18 protein-coding genes are annotated in these 16,259 nt (G+C 32.9%); 16 read left to right on the forward strand and 2 right to left on the reverse strand.

The annotated features are described in order from the left end of the window. Positions 1-46 precede the first annotated feature (46 nt). Positions 47-262 carry an SA1362 family protein gene (locus HMPREF2864_RS01405; RefSeq protein WP_002459027.1) on the reverse strand — a complete coding sequence of 72 codons (216 nt, stop codon included), beginning with the start codon at positions 260-262 and terminating at the stop codon, positions 47-49. A 28-nt stretch (positions 263-290) separates the two neighbouring features. Continuing rightward, entirely contained in the window at positions 291-881 is a 591-nt protein-coding gene (locus tag HMPREF2864_RS01410) for a putative periplasmic lipoprotein (RefSeq protein ID WP_002478136.1), read from the reverse strand. A gap of 103 nt (positions 882-984) precedes the next feature. Between HMPREF2864_RS01410 and HMPREF2864_RS01415 the strand changes: the two genes are divergently transcribed. The 16 genes from HMPREF2864_RS01415 to HMPREF2864_RS01490 all read left to right on the forward strand — a co-directional run bounded on the left by HMPREF2864_RS01415 (position 985) and on the right by HMPREF2864_RS01490 (position 16,189). Further along, a complete protein-coding gene (locus HMPREF2864_RS01415; RefSeq protein ID WP_070544810.1) occupies positions 985-2,046 on the forward strand; it encodes a M24 family metallopeptidase in 1,062 nt (353 codons plus the stop codon). Between the two features lie 27 nt (positions 2,047-2,073). Next, on the forward strand, positions 2,074-2,631 hold the full coding sequence (gene efp, locus HMPREF2864_RS01420) for an elongation factor P (RefSeq protein WP_002459030.1): 558 nt from the start codon (positions 2,074-2,076) through the stop codon (positions 2,629-2,631). A 236-nt stretch (positions 2,632-2,867) separates the two neighbouring features. Continuing rightward, entirely contained in the window at positions 2,868-3,341 is a 474-nt protein-coding gene (gene accB, locus HMPREF2864_RS01425) for an acetyl-CoA carboxylase biotin carboxyl carrier protein (RefSeq protein ID WP_002459031.1), read from the forward strand. Next, entirely contained in the window at positions 3,341-4,696 is a 1,356-nt protein-coding gene (gene accC / locus HMPREF2864_RS01430) for an acetyl-CoA carboxylase biotin carboxylase subunit (protein ID WP_002478138.1), read from the forward strand. Before accB ends, accC begins: the two co-directional genes overlap by 1 nt. 16 nt (positions 4,697-4,712) lie before the next feature. Beyond that, positions 4,713-5,075, forward strand: a complete 363-nt coding sequence (locus HMPREF2864_RS01435; protein WP_002459033.1) for an Asp23/Gls24 family envelope stress response protein — start codon at positions 4,713-4,715, stop codon at positions 5,073-5,075. A 24-nt stretch (positions 5,076-5,099) separates the two neighbouring features. Continuing rightward, positions 5,100-5,486, forward strand: coding sequence for a transcription antitermination factor NusB (nusB, locus tag HMPREF2864_RS01440; protein WP_070544811.1), 387 nt, complete (start codon positions 5,100-5,102; stop codon positions 5,484-5,486). A gap of 20 nt (positions 5,487-5,506) precedes the next feature. Further along, the gene (gene xseA, locus HMPREF2864_RS01445; RefSeq protein WP_002459035.1) at positions 5,507-6,844 is read left to right on the forward strand and encodes an exodeoxyribonuclease VII large subunit; all 1,338 of its coding nucleotides are present in this window, start codon (positions 5,507-5,509) and stop codon (positions 6,842-6,844) included. Continuing rightward, positions 6,837-7,067, forward strand: a complete 231-nt coding sequence (locus HMPREF2864_RS01450; protein ID WP_002459036.1) for an exodeoxyribonuclease VII small subunit — start codon at positions 6,837-6,839, stop codon at positions 7,065-7,067. Before xseA ends, HMPREF2864_RS01450 begins: the two co-directional genes overlap by 8 nt. Next, complete coding sequence (locus HMPREF2864_RS01455) at positions 7,045-7,926, forward strand: polyprenyl synthetase family protein (protein ID WP_037540760.1); 882 nt, start codon at positions 7,045-7,047, stop codon at positions 7,924-7,926. The genes HMPREF2864_RS01450 and HMPREF2864_RS01455 overlap by 23 nt, the downstream gene beginning before the upstream one ends. Positions 7,927-8,229: 303 nt before the next feature. Next, complete coding sequence (gene ahrC / locus HMPREF2864_RS01460; protein ID WP_002478141.1) at positions 8,230-8,682, forward strand: transcriptional regulator AhrC/ArgR; 453 nt, start codon at positions 8,230-8,232, stop codon at positions 8,680-8,682. 15 nt (positions 8,683-8,697) lie between these two features. Further along, positions 8,698-10,377, forward strand: a complete 1,680-nt coding sequence (recN, locus tag HMPREF2864_RS01465; RefSeq protein ID WP_002459039.1) for a DNA repair protein RecN — start codon at positions 8,698-8,700, stop codon at positions 10,375-10,377. 31 nt (positions 10,378-10,408) lie between these two features. Then, positions 10,409-11,296 carry a phosphate acyltransferase gene (locus HMPREF2864_RS01470; RefSeq protein WP_002459040.1) on the forward strand — a complete coding sequence of 296 codons (888 nt, stop codon included), beginning with the start codon at positions 10,409-10,411 and terminating at the stop codon, positions 11,294-11,296. Between the two features lie 211 nt (positions 11,297-11,507). Next, positions 11,508-12,932, forward strand: coding sequence for a dihydrolipoyl dehydrogenase (lpdA, locus tag HMPREF2864_RS01475; RefSeq protein ID WP_002459041.1), 1,425 nt, complete (start codon positions 11,508-11,510; stop codon positions 12,930-12,932). Positions 12,933-12,947: 15 nt separating this feature from the next. Then, positions 12,948-13,946, forward strand: a complete 999-nt coding sequence (locus tag HMPREF2864_RS01480) for a thiamine pyrophosphate-dependent dehydrogenase E1 component subunit alpha (protein WP_002459042.1) — start codon at positions 12,948-12,950, stop codon at positions 13,944-13,946. Next, positions 13,939-14,922 (forward strand): alpha-ketoacid dehydrogenase subunit beta, encoded by a 984-nt coding sequence (locus HMPREF2864_RS01485; RefSeq protein WP_002478144.1) that lies wholly within the window; start codon positions 13,939-13,941, stop codon positions 14,920-14,922. The genes HMPREF2864_RS01480 and HMPREF2864_RS01485 overlap by 8 nt, the downstream gene beginning before the upstream one ends. Positions 14,923-14,935: 13 nt before the next feature. Continuing rightward, complete coding sequence (locus tag HMPREF2864_RS01490) at positions 14,936-16,189, forward strand: dihydrolipoamide acetyltransferase family protein (protein ID WP_037544353.1); 1,254 nt, start codon at positions 14,936-14,938, stop codon at positions 16,187-16,189. The last annotated feature ends 70 nt before the right edge of the window (positions 16,190-16,259 follow it).

Here is a 16,259-nt window from a genome sequence, read left to right on the forward strand (position 1 = left end):
TTACATTGTTTAAGAACTTAATGTCCCAGACCCTGTCTTATTGTACTTATTTACGATGTCTTTTTCGATATTTTCTTACAGCACGACGATATTTGCGCTGATCCTCAGTCAAAAAGAAGAAATAGTAAATTAAATAAATAATTATGATGATAATGATAAGCCCAAAAATTGTCTTGGCAAATGAAACTACGAATACATTAAAATTCAAGATTAATCCTATAGCTGCTATAGCTAGAACAAGATAAAATATAAAATTTTTCACATTAAAACTCCTCGATATAATTCATTGCTTATTTTGTTGTTTGATTGTCACTTAAATTAACTTGTCCAAGTTCTGATTGTCCTTTTTTTAATTTCTTAGTATCCTTTGACTGATATCCAGATTTGATATCATCTAAAGCTGATGTTAAATCTTTATTTAATGATTTGATAACTTTATGTTTTTTCTTATTATCACTATTTAAATCATGCTCATTCACAGAAGATTGATAATTTGAATAGGCTTCAGAAAGTTTATTATCGATTTCATCTAATTTGTCTAGGTTCTCTTTTTTAACCTTAGATGAAGTTTTAGTCAAATCAAGTTTATTATACATATCTATAGCCTTAGTAATTTGTTGATAATATTCAGCAGAAGCTTTAAGAAATTTAGCTTCTTGGTTATTTGATGCTGCTTGTTTTTTATTATTTTTATCTTTTTCTAAAGCTTTAACTTTTTCTTTTTCTGATGTAACTTCACTGTTTAATTCTTGAATTTTTAATTTAAGCTGATGATTATCATCTCTTAACTGTGTCGTTTTATCTTCAAGTGGTCCTAAATTTTGAGATCCACAACCCGCTAAGAGTAACGACGCACCGATTGCCAAAACTATTTTTTTCATACGTATCTCCCTGTTTGAATATCACTTTATTTCTCCAATTATTATGCTATCATTTTAAAGTATAGATAAAAATACTACAAATGTTAACTAAGGAGGATTAATTATGAGTAAATTATCCCAAGTACGCCAACAGATATTAGATGCTAAAAAGTTAGATGCTATTGTGATATTATCCGATTTTAACCGAAGATATTTATCTGGGTTTACTGGCACAAGCGGCGCTTTAATTATTAGTCAGCAACAAAATATATTAATCACAGATTTTAGATATATTAAACAAGCTACAGAACAGGCAACTGATTTTGAAATTATAAATCGTACGCATAATCTTATCACAGAAGTAAAACAAGTGCTACTAGATAAGGGCTTCTCCATAATTGGTTTCGAGGGGCATTTAGTAAGTTACGATACCTATAAATCATTACAAGATAATACGATTACTTTTAGTTCAATTGCAAATGAAATCGAAACGATTCGTGAAATAAAATCATCCGCTGAAATCGACCTCATTAAAGAAGCAGCACATATCGTTGACGATACATATAATTATATTTTAACCGTCGCTAAAGCAGGCATGACTGAAAAAGAAATAAAAGCTTTATTAGAAAGTAAAATGCTACATCTTGGTGCAGATGGACCATCATTTGATACGATTGTTGCATCGGGCTATCGTGGTGCATTACCACATGGTGTGGCTAGTGATAAAATCATTGAGCAAGGGGATATGATTACTTTAGATTTCGGAGCATATTATCATGGTTATTGTTCTGATATAACACGTACATTCGGCATAGGAAAACCTAAAGCTCAATTGGAAGAAATATACAATATTGTATTAGAGTCACAGCAATTAGCAATCAATCAAATTAAAGCAGGTATGACCACACAACAAGCTGATGCTTTGGCAAGAGATTATATTGACAAGCATGGCTATGGGGACGCGTTTGGTCACTCTTTAGGGCATGGTATCGGATTAGACATTCATGAAGGGCCTTTGTTATCAAAAAACACGAATAATACATTAAAAGTTAATAATTGTGTTACCATTGAACCAGGTATTTATGTTGAAGGTCTTGGTGGTGTTCGAATAGAAGACGACATTTTAATTACAGAAAATGGCTGCGAAGTCTTTACTAAATGTACGAAAGACCTTATTATTTTATAGAAAGCGTATAATTGAGGAGGAAACTGAATGATTTCGGTTAATGATTTTAAAACAGGTTTAACAATTTCTGTAGATAATGCTATTTGGAAAGTTATCGACTTCCAACATGTAAAACCAGGTAAAGGTTCTGCCTTTGTTCGTTCGAAATTACGTAACTTAAGAACAGGTGCTATTCAAGAAAAAACTTTCCGCGCTGGTGAAAAAGTCGAACAAGCTATGATTGAAAATCGTCGTATGCAATATCTATATGCTGACGGAGATAACCATGTATTTATGGACAATGAAACATTTGATCAAACTGAATTATCTGGAGATTATTTAAAAGATGAATTAAATTACTTAAAAGCAAACATGGAAGTTCAAATTCAATCTTATGAAGGCGAAACAATTGGAGTTGAATTACCTAAAACAGTTGAGTTAGTAGTAACTGAAACCGAACCAGGTATTAAAGGGGATACTGCAACTGGTGCTACTAAATCTGCCACAGTTGAAACAGGATATACTTTAAACGTCCCATTATTTGTCAATGAAGGGGATACTTTAATTATTAATACTGGTGATGGTAGCTACATTTCAAGAGGATAGTCCTTGTAATACAACATTGAATTAAGCACACGATATAGACCATTATTTGTGCATATTAATAATGCTATTTTAGCACGCCATCTATTATCATTATGAGTTGAGCTGAGGCAAACATAAACTGTCTTAGCTCACTTTTATTTTGATTTTCATAGTAATAAACATCCCTTGCTTGAATTGACTCTAGCAGTCCAGTAAAATATACGAGTAAAGGAAAACAATCTTAAGGAGTCATTCATATGAATTTTAAAGAAATCAAAGAATTAATTGAAATTCTTGATCAATCAAACTTAACTGAAATCAACATTCAAGAAAAAGATAATATAGTTAGTCTAAAAAAAGAAAAAGAAACTGAAATCATTACACCACAATATACAACTCAAGCTGCACCTGTTTATCAATCAAGTGAATCAAACTCAGCCTCACCTGTTAGTCAAAACGATGCTGCTACTGCTGAAAAACCACATTCAGATGAAAACTATAATACAATAAATGCACCAATGGTTGGCACATTTTATAAGTCACCATCTCCAGAAGAAGAAGCTTATGTTCAAGTCGGAGATAAAGTTACAAATGATTCAACCGTTTGTATATTAGAAGCTATGAAATTATTCAATGAAATTCAAGCTGAGATTACAGGTGAAATCGTAGAAATATTAGTAGAAGACGGACAAATGGTAGAGTATGGCCAACCGTTATTTAAGGTGAAATGATGAAAAAAGTATTAATTGCAAATCGTGGTGAAATCGCCGTACGCATCATACGTGCATGCCATGATTTAGGTATCCAAACAGTTGCAATCTATTCTGAAGGGGACAAAGACGCATTACATACTCAAATTGCTGATGAAGCATATTGCGTTGGTCCTACTCAGTCAAAAGATTCTTATTTAAATATTCCAAATATCTTATCAATTGCTACGTCAACAGGCTGTGATGGCGTACATCCAGGTTATGGATTTTTAGCTGAAAATGGAGACTTTGCTGAGTTATGCGAAGCCTGTCAATTAAAATTTATTGGACCTAGCTTTGAATCTATCCAAAAAATGGGGATTAAAGATGTAGCAAAAGCGGAAATGATTGCAGCAAATGTACCTGTAGTACCAGGTAGCGAAGGATTATTACAGTCGATTGATGATGCTAAACAAATTGCTAATCATATTGGTTATCCAGTAATAATTAAAGCGACTGCAGGTGGCGGCGGCAAAGGCATTCGTGTCGCACGTAATGATCAAGAATTAGAAAAAGGATATAAGATGACTCAACAAGAAGCAGAGACTGCATTTGGTAATGGGGGATTATATCTTGAAAAATTCATAGAGAATTTCCGACATATAGAAATTCAGATTATTGGTGATCAATTTGGACATGTAGTTCATCTTGGAGAACGCGATTGCACAATCCAACGACGCATGCAAAAGTTAGTTGAAGAATCCCCATCACCTATTCTAACTGAAGCTAAAAGAGAGGAAATGGGTGCTGCTGCAGTGAGAGCAGCACAAGCAGTTAACTATGAAAATGCAGGAACGGTAGAATTTATTTATGATTTAGATGATGATCAATTTTATTTCATGGAAATGAACACAAGAATTCAAGTTGAACATCCTGTCACTGAAATGGTAACAGGCATTGACTTAGTCAAACTTCAATTAAAAGTGGCCATGGGTGAAGCATTACCATTTACACAAAGTGATATAAAAATTAATGGGCATGCCATTGAATTTCGTATTAATGCTGAAAATCCATATAAAGATTTTATGCCATCACCTGGAAAGATTACACAATACTTAGCTCCAGGTGGCTTTGGAGTGAGAGTTGAATCAGCATGCTATACAAACTATACTATACCACCATTTTATGATTCTATGGTTGCAAAGCTTATCGTTCATGAACCAACAAGACGTGAAGCCATTAATACAGGAATTCGAGCTTTAAGTGAATATTTAGTATTAGGTATTGATACTACTATTCCATTCCATTTAAAATTATTAACGAATGATATTTTCCAAAGTGGTTTATTTAATACTAAATTCTTAGAACAGAACAATGTCATGTCTGATGAAAATTAATTAGGAGGTACGATTTATGGTAAATGTTGCAGATTATACAAATAAAAATTTAGGTAAAGTTGAAATCGCACCAGAAGTTTTATCCGTGATTGCCATTATAGCGACGTCTGAAGTAGAAGGTATATCAGGACATTTTGCTGACTTAAAAAATACAAACTTAGAAAAAATTAACCATAAAAACTTTAATAAACTATTAAAAATAGATGCTAAAGAGGAAGGCATTAACATTGATGTTTACTGTTCTTTAAAACATGGCACTAAAATTTCCAAAGCGGCAAGTAACATTCAATCCGCTATCTTTAATTCTATAAAAACAATGACGGCAATTGAATTAAATCAAATTAATGTGCACATCACACATATTACAGTTGAGAAATAAGACACACAATAGAAGGAGTTATTTATGAGTCGAAAAGAATCAAGAACTCAAGCATTTCAAACACTATTCCAGCTCGAAATGAAAGATAGTGATTTAAGCATTAGTGAAGCGATAAATTTTATTAAAGATGATCATCCTGACTTAGATTTCACCTTTATCCATTGGTTGGTTACTGGTGTGAAAGACCATGAGCCAATATTGGATAAAGCAATTGAACCTCATTTAAAAGATTGGTCATTAAATCGTTTATTAAAAACGGATCGTATTATTTTAAGAATGGCAACATTTGAATTAATGCATAGTGATACGCCACCAAAAGTGATCATAAATGAGGCGGTGGAACTTACAAAGCAATTCAGTGATGATGATCATTATAAATTTATCAATGGTGTTTTAAGCAATATAAATTAACAGTAATTGAGTGATAATTTATGACAGAATATTTAAGTGTCAGTACATTAACTAAATACATCAAATATAAGTTTGATCAAGATCCACATTTGCAATCTGTATTAATTAAAGGTGAATTATCAAATTTTAAACGTCATTCAAGTGGCCATCTCTATTTCAATGTTAAAGATCAAAATAGTGTTATTAGCGCAATGATGTTTAAAGGTAACGCAGCGAAAATTAATTTCGATCCTAAAGAAGGAGACGAGGTGCTCATTGAGGCACGCGTCTCAGTATACGAACGCCGTGGCAACTATCAAATCTATGTCAATAAAATGCAATTAGATGGTATAGGTAATTTATACCAACGCCTTGAAGAATTGAAAAAGAAATTAACTAAAGAAGGCCTTTTCGACCAACAATATAAAAAATCAATTCCAAAATATCCTAAAAAAATTGCCATTCTAACCGCAAGCACTGGTGCAGCTATTCGTGATATTCAAACAACAATAGAAAGTCGATATCCATTAGTCGAAAAGATTCCCATTAGTACACTTGTTCAGGGAACACAAGCAAAGCAAGATATCATTGAAAAAATTCGATATGCTGATAGTTTAAATGTTGACACAATTATCGTTGGACGTGGTGGTGGATCTATTGAAGACTTATGGAACTTTAATGAAGAAGAAGTTGTTCGAGCAATTTATAATTGCCAAACTCCTATTATTTCGGCAGTTGGCCATGAAACAGATTTTACTTTAAGTGATTTTGCTGCTGATATCCGTGCAGCCACACCAACACAAGCTGCTGTTATAGCAACACCAGATCAATATGATCTTATGCAACAAATTAAACAGCAACAATTTACATTAACTCGATATATAAGACAACGTATTGAACAGCATCGCAAACAATTACAACATATCTCATCATATTATAAATTTAAGCAACCTTCATTATTGTACGATCAACAGATACAACGACGTGATGATTTAGAAAAACAGTTAAATTTAAAAATAATTACAAAGCTTAAAGAGCAAAAGCAAAATTTACAAATAATACAACAACGATTTAACATCAAAAATTTCAAACAGCATATATTAACTGAACAACGACAAACGAATCAGCTTGAAACCAATTTAACAAAAATAATACAACACCAGTTAAAACAATTTAGCACATTATTGCATAATCAAGTTGAACAACTTAATCATTTAAGCCCAACCAATACAATGTTACGAGGTTATTCAATTATTCACAAAGATAATCAAGTTGTGACAAGCACACATGATTTAACGGTTAATGATGATATCACTTTAAATATGAAAGATGGTCAAGTAGAAGCTACTATTAAGAAAGTAAGGTGTGACAATGAGTAAAGATCAGCAAAGTTTTGAACAAATGATGGAAGAACTAGAAAATATCGTTACAAAATTAGATAATGAAACGGTGTCGTTAGAAGAATCTTTAGCCCTATATCAACGTGGCATGACATTATCAGCTGCTTGTGATACTACCTTAAAAGAAGCCGAGCAAAAAGTGAATGATTTAATGAAAGACGAATCAAAGGAAGATCATGATGACGAACCTATCGAAGAATGACTTAATTTCACAAGTCAACCAAGTATTAGACGATCTTATTCCTCAGTCAAAGCTCGGTACAAACCTTGAGGAAAGCATGCAATATTCAATTAATGCAGGGGGTAAACGCGTTCGCCCGCTATTACTTCTTCTTACATTGGATATGTTGAACAAAGATTATCAATTAGGATTAGCTACAGCAGCTGCTTTAGAAATGATACATACGTACTCGCTTATACATGATGATTTACCTGCTATGGATGATGATGATTATCGTCGTGGTAAGTTAACTAACCATAAAGTATTTGGCGAATGGAAAGCAGTTTTAGCAGGTGATGCACTATTAACTAAAGCTTTTGATGTCATTTCAAATGATACTCAACTTGATAACGATATTAAAGTTAAATTAATACAACGTTTAGCTTTTGCAAGTGGTCATCTAGGCATGGTCGGTGGACAAGCACTTGATATGCAAAGTGAGACTCAGGCAGTGGATATTTCAACATTAGAACAAATTCATAGAGCTAAGACTGGTGCGTTACTTACCTTTGCTGTCATGGCTGCAACTGATATTGCTCAAGTCAATGAGCATGTTGCAGAGCATCTTAATTTATTTAGCCAACATTTAGGATTAATGTTTCAAATCAAAGATGATTTACTTGATGTTTATGGAGAAGAATCAAAATTAGGTAAAAAAATTGGCAGCGACATAGATAATCATAAAAGTACGTATGTCTCATTATTAGGAAAAGATGGTGCCGAAGAAAAATTAGCAATGCATAAAAATGCTGCCCTAAATGAACTTGAGCAACTTAAAGAGGATTATGATATAAGTCAGCTAAAAGATATCGTTGAATTATTTTATACACGTGATCATTAAAATCAATTATAACATAACAACAAAAGGGGTATCCTTTTGTTGTTTTTCTGTACTAAACTAGTCAACTTATAAATATTCAAAACAATTGCAAAATGTATAAATGGTTTTCTAGCCACAACCTAAATATTCTAGTTAATAGCGTATTATTTTGAATCAAACATCTCTCGTCAATCATTTGTACACAACACACTCACACTATTTTATGTTCAAATTCAAATATCTATTCATAATAGCATTAGTAGTAGTTCTTTTAGCATTGTGATAAGATAAATGTATAAATATTCGTAAATAGAGGTGTTCATATTGGCTAAAAAATCTGTAAGACATATAAAAATAAGAGAAATTATTTCAAACGAACAAATAGAAACTCAAGATGAATTAGTTAAACGTTTGAATGAATATGAACTCAATGTAACACAAGCTACTGTCTCAAGAGATATTAAAGAATTACAACTTATTAAAGTTCCAGCACCATCAGGTCATTATGTTTATAGCTTGCCTAACGATAGAAGATATCATCCGCTTGAAAAATTAGGAAGATATCTTATGGACTCATTTGTAAATATAGAAGGTACTGGTAATCTTTTAGTTTTAAAAACATTACCAGGCAATGCACAATCGATTGGTGCCATTCTGGATCAAATTGATTGGCCAGAAGTGCTAGGAACAATTTGTGGCGATGACACATGTTTACTCATTTGTAGAGATGAAAATGCTAGTAATGAGATTAAATCTCGAATTTTTAACTTATTATAAGGATGCGATGAATGTATGCTACAGAATTTATCAATCAAACAATTTGCCATCATTGACGAATTAGAAATTCAATTTTCTGATGGACTAACTGTTTTGAGTGGTGAAACAGGTGCTGGAAAATCTATTATTATTGATGCCATAGGACAATTAATTGGTATGAGAGCGTCATCCGACTTTGTGCGTCATGGCGAAAAGAAAGCCATTATTGAAGGTATCTTCGACATAGATAATAGCATTGAAGCCATTTCGATACTTTCCGAACTTGGCATAGATATCGATGAAGATTTTTTGTTAGTGAAACGTGAAATATTTAGCTCTGGTAAAAGTATCTGTCGCTTAAATAATCAAACCGTTACCCTTCAAGATTTACGTAAAGTTATGCAAGAATTATTAGATATACATGGTCAACATGAAACGCAATCCTTATTAAAGCAAAAATATCATTTAAAATTACTTGATGATTATGCCGAAGATAAATACTTAAAGTTAAAAGAGCAGTATCAAGACATATTTCGTTCTTATAAACAGAAACAAAAAGAACTTGAAGAGCTTGAATCTGCTGATCAAGCACTACTACAACGTTTAGACTTAATGAAGTTTCAGTATGAAGAATTACAAGAAGCTCAATTAAAAGAAGATGAAGAAGAACAACTAGAAAGTGACATTAATCGTATTCAAAATTCTGAAAAGTTAAGCATTGCACTAAATAACGCTCATATGACATTAACAGATGACAATGCCATAACCGATCGTTTATATGAGTTTAGCAATCAATTACAAGTTATTAATGACATTTTGCCAAATAAATACCAAAAACTTAAAGAGGAAGTAGATCAATTCTACTATACTTTAGAAGATGCTAAACACGAGCTATATGATGACATGACTAATACAGAATTTGATGAGCAAGTATTAAATGAAGCAGAATCTAGAATGAATTTATTAAATAATTTAAAACGAAAGTATGGCAAGGATATTCCTAGTTTGATCACTTATCAAAGTAAGCTCGAACATGAAATTTCAAAAATTGAAAACTACGAAGAAAGTACGGCACAACTAAAAGAAGAGATTAACATACTTAAAGATAGGGTTTATGATAAAGGACAACAGTTATCTAAGGAACGACGAAATGTTGCTCTTGAATTAAGAGATCATATTGTTGCGGAAATTCGCAATTTACAAATGAAAGATGCAAATTTAGAAATTGCCTTTCAACCACTTGAAGAACCGAATCAAGACGGTATTGAGTTTGTAGAGTTCTTAATAAGTCCTAATAAAGGAGAACCATTAAAAAGCTTAAATAAAGTTGCTTCAGGCGGTGAATTATCACGTATCATGCTTGCACTAAAAAGTATTTTTGTTAAATCAAGAGGTCAAACAGCTATTTTGTTTGACGAAGTAGATTCAGGTGTTTCAGGACAAGCTGCTCAAAAAATGGCAGAAAAAATGCAAGATATCGCTTCTTATATACAAGTTATATGTATTTCGCATTTGCCACAAGTAGCTTCTATGAGTGATCACCATCTATTAATAAGTAAAGCCTCGGATGATAGTCGCACAACAACACATGTGAAAGAGTTAAAAAATGAAGAACGTATTAATGAGGTCGCGCGCATGATCTCGGGTGCACATGTTACTGATTTAACACGTGAAAATGCAAAAGAAATGATATCACAAAATCAACGTCAAACTTAAACATAATAATAATGATGTGGAGCTGAGTCGTATGCATTATAAACAATTGATTCAGAAAAAAGAAAATTTTACTGGAAATATAAGAATTTTATTTGCAAATGAAGAAAAATATATTGCTGCAATTATTAATCTTTTAAAAACGACACACGCACATATTTATATATATGATATTGAGGATGCTTCCGAGTTAATACGTTCTTATGATTTAGATATTCAATTATTAAGACGTATTCACTTTAAATTAAATGATAATTTGCGAGATTTATTTTATTCTTGTAGCCAAGATTTGGAAAAAGATTCAACAAGCATTTTGGTTAAAGGCAATATATCTACAACCCGTTTTAAAAAGTTTTTAACACAAGCATTTGGCAATGCTTCTCAATCATTTAATCACATTGCTTGTTTTGATTTACCACAATATTATAAGACGTTAGTTTTAAGTGATGTCGTATATCAACGTTTTCCGGAATATAAAACAAAAATAAACACAATTTTTAATTTGAAACGTTTTGCGCAATCAATGGAGTATGATCATTTTAATATTGGCATTTTATCATCGGTTAACCAACCTTTTGTGAAAATCTCGTCTTCGATTGATGCCGCAAAATTAAAAGAGCACTTTGCTAAAATGAACGAACGCTTTATTACCGTAGATGGTCCAATCACTTTGGATAATGCTATTGACAAAAATATTGCTATTCAAAAAAATGAAATGTCTGAGGTAGCTGGTGAAGTTGATGCATTACTTGTTCCTGATATAGATGTTGGTAATGCCATTTATAAATCATTCACATTGATAGGTCATGCTCAAGTAGCGAGTATTCTACTTGGAGCAGCAATACCAATTTCCTATACATCAAGATCTGATCAATTACAAACAATTATCGATTCAATTCATTTAGCTATAAGTTTAAGTTAAACAAAAACATAAACTATACAGTACGCAAATAATTTTTGAGTTTTATAGCTTTAAGAGTAAATAAATATCAAAATAAAGAATAATTCTTCATTTTGTTAAATTACATGTTGTAAAATGATTTAGTGAAATTAATATATAACTATATTTAAAAGTCATTGAACTTCATAAATGCGTAGTTAAAAATGAAGTTGTAAAGACGGGAGTTTTATCAATGTCAAAAAACCAATATGATTTAGTCGTGTTAGGCGGTGGAACTGCAGGTTATGTTGCCGCAATTAGGGCATCACAACTTGGTAAAAAAGTAGCAATTGTTGAACGACAATTGCTTGGTGGTACTTGTCTGCATAAAGGATGCATACCAACCAAATCTTTATTGAAATCTGCCGAAGTTGCACATACAGTTACACAAAGTAGTGAATATGGCATAAAAATTAATGATTTTTCCATTGATTTCAACAAAATTATGCAACGGAAGACGCAAATAGTTAATCAAATGTTCCAAGGTGTTCAGCATTTAATGAAACAAAATCATATTGATATTTATAATGGAACTGGCCGAATTTTAGGGAGTTCAATATTCTCACCTCAAAGTGGAACGATTTCCGTAGAATATACTGATGGGCAATCAGAATTACTGACAAATCAATTTGTACTTATCGCAACTGGCTCTAGACCAACAGAATTACCATTTTTACCTTTTGATCATCACATTGTATTATCGAGTGATGATGTATTGAATCTAGATACATTACCTCACAGCATAGCCATTATTGGTGCTGGTGTCATTGGTTTAGAATTTGCTTCACTTATGATTGATTTAGGTGTTCATGTACATGTAATTGAATCATCATCTCGCGTACTGCCTACTGAGAGTGAGCGTATTTCTCAAGCCATTCAAAAAGCATTAGAACAACGTGGTGTACATTTTCATTTAAATGTAGAATTAACTAAAGATACAGTTAATATTACAACAGAAAAAATCGATTTTACATTGAAGGATAACCAAATAATTAATGTTGATAAAGTGTTAGTTGCAGTTGGTCGTAAACCTAACACTTCAGATATTGGGTTAAACAACACTAAGATCACTTGTAATGATGCAGGTTATATAAATATCAATAAATTTCAACAAACTGAAGAACAACATATATATGCAGCCGGAGATTGTATAGGTAAATTACAACTCGCACATGTTGGCTCGAAAGAAGGTATCGTTGCCGTAGAACATATGTTTGAACATAATCCTATTCCTATAGATTATCAATTAATGCCTAAATGTGTATATACATACCCAGAAATCGCTTCTATAGGAATGAATGATAATGATGCAACAGTACAAGATATTGAATTCGAACGCTATACATTACCACTTCGTGCAAATGGTAAAGCAATGATAGTGTCAGCGGACAATCAAGCTGGATTTATCGACGTTATAGTTCGTGCAGATGATAAGGAAATCATTGGTATACAAATGTTTGGAACACATGTTACCGAACTAATTAATGAGGCTGCATTATTACAATTTATGAATGGTTCTGCGTTAGAATTAGGATTAACAACACATGCACATCCATCCATGTCAGAAATATTGATGGAAGCAGGATTGAAAATAGAGAATAGAGCTATTCACGTTTAATTAGGAGGAAATACAATGAAAGATTATCAATCTGTCGGATTAACCGAAGATGATTTAAAAGCCATTTTCAAAGGAATGGATTTAGGAAGAAAAGTAGATGAGCGCTTATGGTTATTAAATCGAGCTGGTAAAATACCTTTTGTTGTCAGTGGTCAAGGGCAAGAAGCGACTCAAATTGGTATGGCTTACGCACTTAAAGAAGGAGATATTTCCTCACCTTATTATCGAGATTTAGCTTTTGTAACGTATATGGGTATGAGCCCTTATCAAATTATGTTAAATTCATTTGGTAAAAAAGATGATGTTAACTCTGGAGGGAAACAAATGCCTGCCCACTATGGCTATAAAGCAAAAGGTATGCTTTCCCAAAGTTCTCCTGTAGGGACTCAAATTCCACATACAGCTGGTGCAGCGCTAGCACTGAAGATGGATAAAAAAGAAAATATAGCTGTGGCAACTATCGGTGAAGGAAGTACTAATCAAGGTGACTTCCATGAAGGTCTAAACTTTGCTGGTGTGCATAAGTTGCCTTTAGTGTGTGTTATTATCAATAACAAATATGCAATTTCAGTGCCTGATTCATTACAATACGCTGCCGAAAAATTATCAGATAGGGCAATAGGCTACGGTATAAAAGGGATTACAGTTGATGGTAACGATCCAATTGCTGTTTATGCTGCCATGAAAGAAGCTAGAATACGTGCATTAAATGGTGATGGCCCAACGTTAATAGAAGCCGTTACAGCTCGAATGACACCGCATTCTTCTGACGATGACGATCAGTATCGCAGTAAAAGTATTAAAGAGGGATTAAAAGCAAATGACTGTAATGTCAAATTTAAATCTTACTTACTGGACACTGGCATTATTGATCAAACATGGTTAGATAAAATAGAAAATGAACATAAACATATCATCAATCAAGCAACTAAAGATGCCGAAGCTGCAGACTACCCTAATGTAGAAGAAGCTTACACACATGTATATGAAGAAGGGAGTAGTCAAAATGGCTAAATTATCTTATTTAGATGCTATTCTACAAGCTCAAGATATCGCTATGGAAAAGGATGAAAATGTCTTTATTCTTGGTGAAGATGTAGGTGTTAAGGGTGGTGTCTTCGGTGCAACAAAAGGCTTACAAGAAAAATATGGTGTTGAACGTGTAATTGATACACCTTTAGCCGAATCAAATATAGTAGGTACTGCGATTGGTGCTTCAGCTTTAGGTAAACGACCAATTGCTGAAATTCAATTTGCAGACTTTATTTTACCAGCTACAAATCAAATTATTAGTGAAGCAGCAAAAATGCGCTATCGATCCAATAATGATTGGAATTGTCCTATCACAATTCGCGCACCTTTTGGTGGAGGTGTTCATGGTGGTTTGTATCACTCGCAAAGCATCGAAAGTATTTTTGCTTCAACGCCTGGATTAACAGTTGTTATACCATCATCCCCTTATGATGCTAAAGGATTATTATTATCATCCATTGCATCTAATGACCCAGTATTATTCTTCGAACATAAAAAAGCTTATCGTTTTTTAAAAGAAGAAGTTCCTGAAGGCTATTATACCGTGCCACTTGGAAAAGCAGATGTAAAAAGGGAAGGACAAGATATAACTGTATTTACATACGGATTATGTGTTAATTATTGTCTGCAAGCAGCTGATATATTAGCAGCAGATGGCATTAGTGTTGAAGTTGTCGATTTAAGAACCATATATCCATTAGATAAGGAAACAATCATTCAACATGCAAAACAAAATGGCAAAATCTTGTTGGTCACAGAGGATAATTTAGAAGGAAGTGTTATGTCAGAGGTCGCAGCAATTATAGCTGAAAACTGTCTCTTTGATTTAGATGCACCTATCATGAGATTAGCTGGTCCAGATGTACCTTCAATGCCATTTTCACCTTCTTTAGAAAACGAAGTAATGATGAATCCTGAAAAAATTGAAGCGAAAATGCGTGAACTTGCGTCATTTTAAGGAGTGTATAAAAATGGATGTAAAAATGCCAAAGTTAGGTGAAAGTGTACATGAAGGTACAATAGAAACGTGGTTAGTCTCAGTTGGAGATTCAGTAGATGAATATGAGCCACTATGTGAAGTTATCACAGATAAAGTCACTGCTGAAGTCCCTTCAACAGTATCAGGTACAATTACTGAAATACTTGTTGATAAAGGTGAAACAGTTGCCGTTGATTCAATTATTTGTCGTATTGAGACACATGGAGAAACAAATAACCATATTGATGATAAATCTCAAAATAACGTAACTGAATCTCAGTCTGCAAAAAATGCCTTAAATTCTTATAAATCACAAGATACAGACGCAAAAAATAATAACGGTCGATTTTCACCTGTAGTATTCAAATTAGCTGCTGAACATCAAGTAGATTTAACACAAGTAATAGGTACAGGATTTGAGGGACGTGTAACCAAGAAAGATATTTTAAAATATATTCAACAACACAGCGATAACACAAGTCAAGAAAAGCAACAAACTAAAGCTACGACAGCAACTAGAAATACAACTTCTAAGACTGAGTCATTGCAACCATCAAGTATTCCTGTCAACGGTGTCAGAAAAGCCATCGCGCAAAATATGGTAACTAGTGTAACAGAAATACCACACGGTTGGATGATGGTTGAAATAGATGCTTCAAACTTAGTTCAAACAAGAAATCATTATAAAAATAACTTTAAAGAAAAAGAGGGTTATAACTTAACGTTCTTTGCATTCTTTGTAAAAGCCGTGGCAGACGCTTTAAAAGCAAATCCTATTCTTAATAGTAGTTGGGACGGTGAAGACATCATCATTCATAAAGACATAAACATTTCTATAGCAGTAGCTGATGATGATAAGTTATATGTCCCAGTGATTAAACACGCGGATGAAAAATCAATTAAAGGTATTGCTAGAGAAATTAATGATTTAGCAAATAAAGCACGGACAAAAAAATTAACACAAGCTGACATGGAAGGCGGTACATTTACTGTAAATAACACAGGTACATTTGGTTCTGTTTCTTCTATGGGTATTATCAATCATCCTCAAGCAGCCATTTTACAAGTTGAATCAATCATTAAAAAACCTGTAGTTATTGATGATATGATAGCTGTTAGAAGCATGGTAAATTTATGTATTTCAATTGATCATAGAATACTTGATGGGGTACAAACAGGTAAGTTTATGTCACACGTTAAAAAACGCATTGAACAATATACGATAGAGACAACAAATATTTATTAATATTTTGCAGGCATGAAAACGTAGTCAACTTTGATTTTGTTTTCATGCTTTTTGTGTTATATCATTTCGA

The sequence above is a fragment of the Staphylococcus sp. HMSC059F04 genome (genome assembly GCF_001812565.1).
Lineage (GTDB): Bacteria > Bacillota > Bacilli > Staphylococcales > Staphylococcaceae > Staphylococcus > Staphylococcus lugdunensis.

Bases quoted from the DNA above. Each gene is read 5' to 3' on its own strand.
- HMPREF2864_RS01415 (WP_070544810.1), top strand. From the start codon at position 985: ATGAGTAAATTATCCCAAGTACGCCAACAGATATTAGATGCTAAAAAG.
- accB (WP_002459031.1), top strand. From the start codon at position 2,868: ATGAATTTTAAAGAAATCAAAGAATTAATTGAAATTCTTGATCAATCA.
- HMPREF2864_RS01490 (WP_037544353.1), top strand. From the start codon at position 14,936: ATGGATGTAAAAATGCCAAAGTTAGGTGAAAGTGTACATGAAGGTACA.
- xseA (WP_002459035.1), top strand. From the start codon at position 5,507: ATGACAGAATATTTAAGTGTCAGTACATTAACTAAATACATCAAATAT.
- HMPREF2864_RS01410 (WP_002478136.1), bottom strand. From the start codon at position 881: ATGAAAAAAATAGTTTTGGCAATCGGTGCGTCGTTACTCTTAGCGGGT.
- HMPREF2864_RS01480 (WP_002459042.1), top strand. From the start codon at position 12,948: ATGAAAGATTATCAATCTGTCGGATTAACCGAAGATGATTTAAAAGCC.
- HMPREF2864_RS01455 (WP_037540760.1), top strand. From the start codon at position 7,045: ATGACGAACCTATCGAAGAATGACTTAATTTCACAAGTCAACCAAGTA.
- recN (WP_002459039.1), top strand. From the start codon at position 8,698: ATGCTACAGAATTTATCAATCAAACAATTTGCCATCATTGACGAATTA.
- efp (WP_002459030.1), top strand. From the start codon at position 2,074: ATGATTTCGGTTAATGATTTTAAAACAGGTTTAACAATTTCTGTAGAT.
- lpdA (WP_002459041.1), top strand. From the start codon at position 11,508: ATGTCAAAAAACCAATATGATTTAGTCGTGTTAGGCGGTGGAACTGCA.
- HMPREF2864_RS01485 (WP_002478144.1), top strand. From the start codon at position 13,939: ATGGCTAAATTATCTTATTTAGATGCTATTCTACAAGCTCAAGATATC.
- nusB (WP_070544811.1), top strand. From the start codon at position 5,100: ATGAGTCGAAAAGAATCAAGAACTCAAGCATTTCAAACACTATTCCAG.
- accC (WP_002478138.1), top strand. From the start codon at position 3,341: ATGAAAAAAGTATTAATTGCAAATCGTGGTGAAATCGCCGTACGCATC.
- HMPREF2864_RS01450 (WP_002459036.1), top strand. From the start codon at position 6,837: ATGAGTAAAGATCAGCAAAGTTTTGAACAAATGATGGAAGAACTAGAA.
- HMPREF2864_RS01470 (WP_002459040.1), top strand. From the start codon at position 10,409: ATGCATTATAAACAATTGATTCAGAAAAAAGAAAATTTTACTGGAAAT.
- HMPREF2864_RS01435 (WP_002459033.1), top strand. From the start codon at position 4,713: ATGGTAAATGTTGCAGATTATACAAATAAAAATTTAGGTAAAGTTGAA.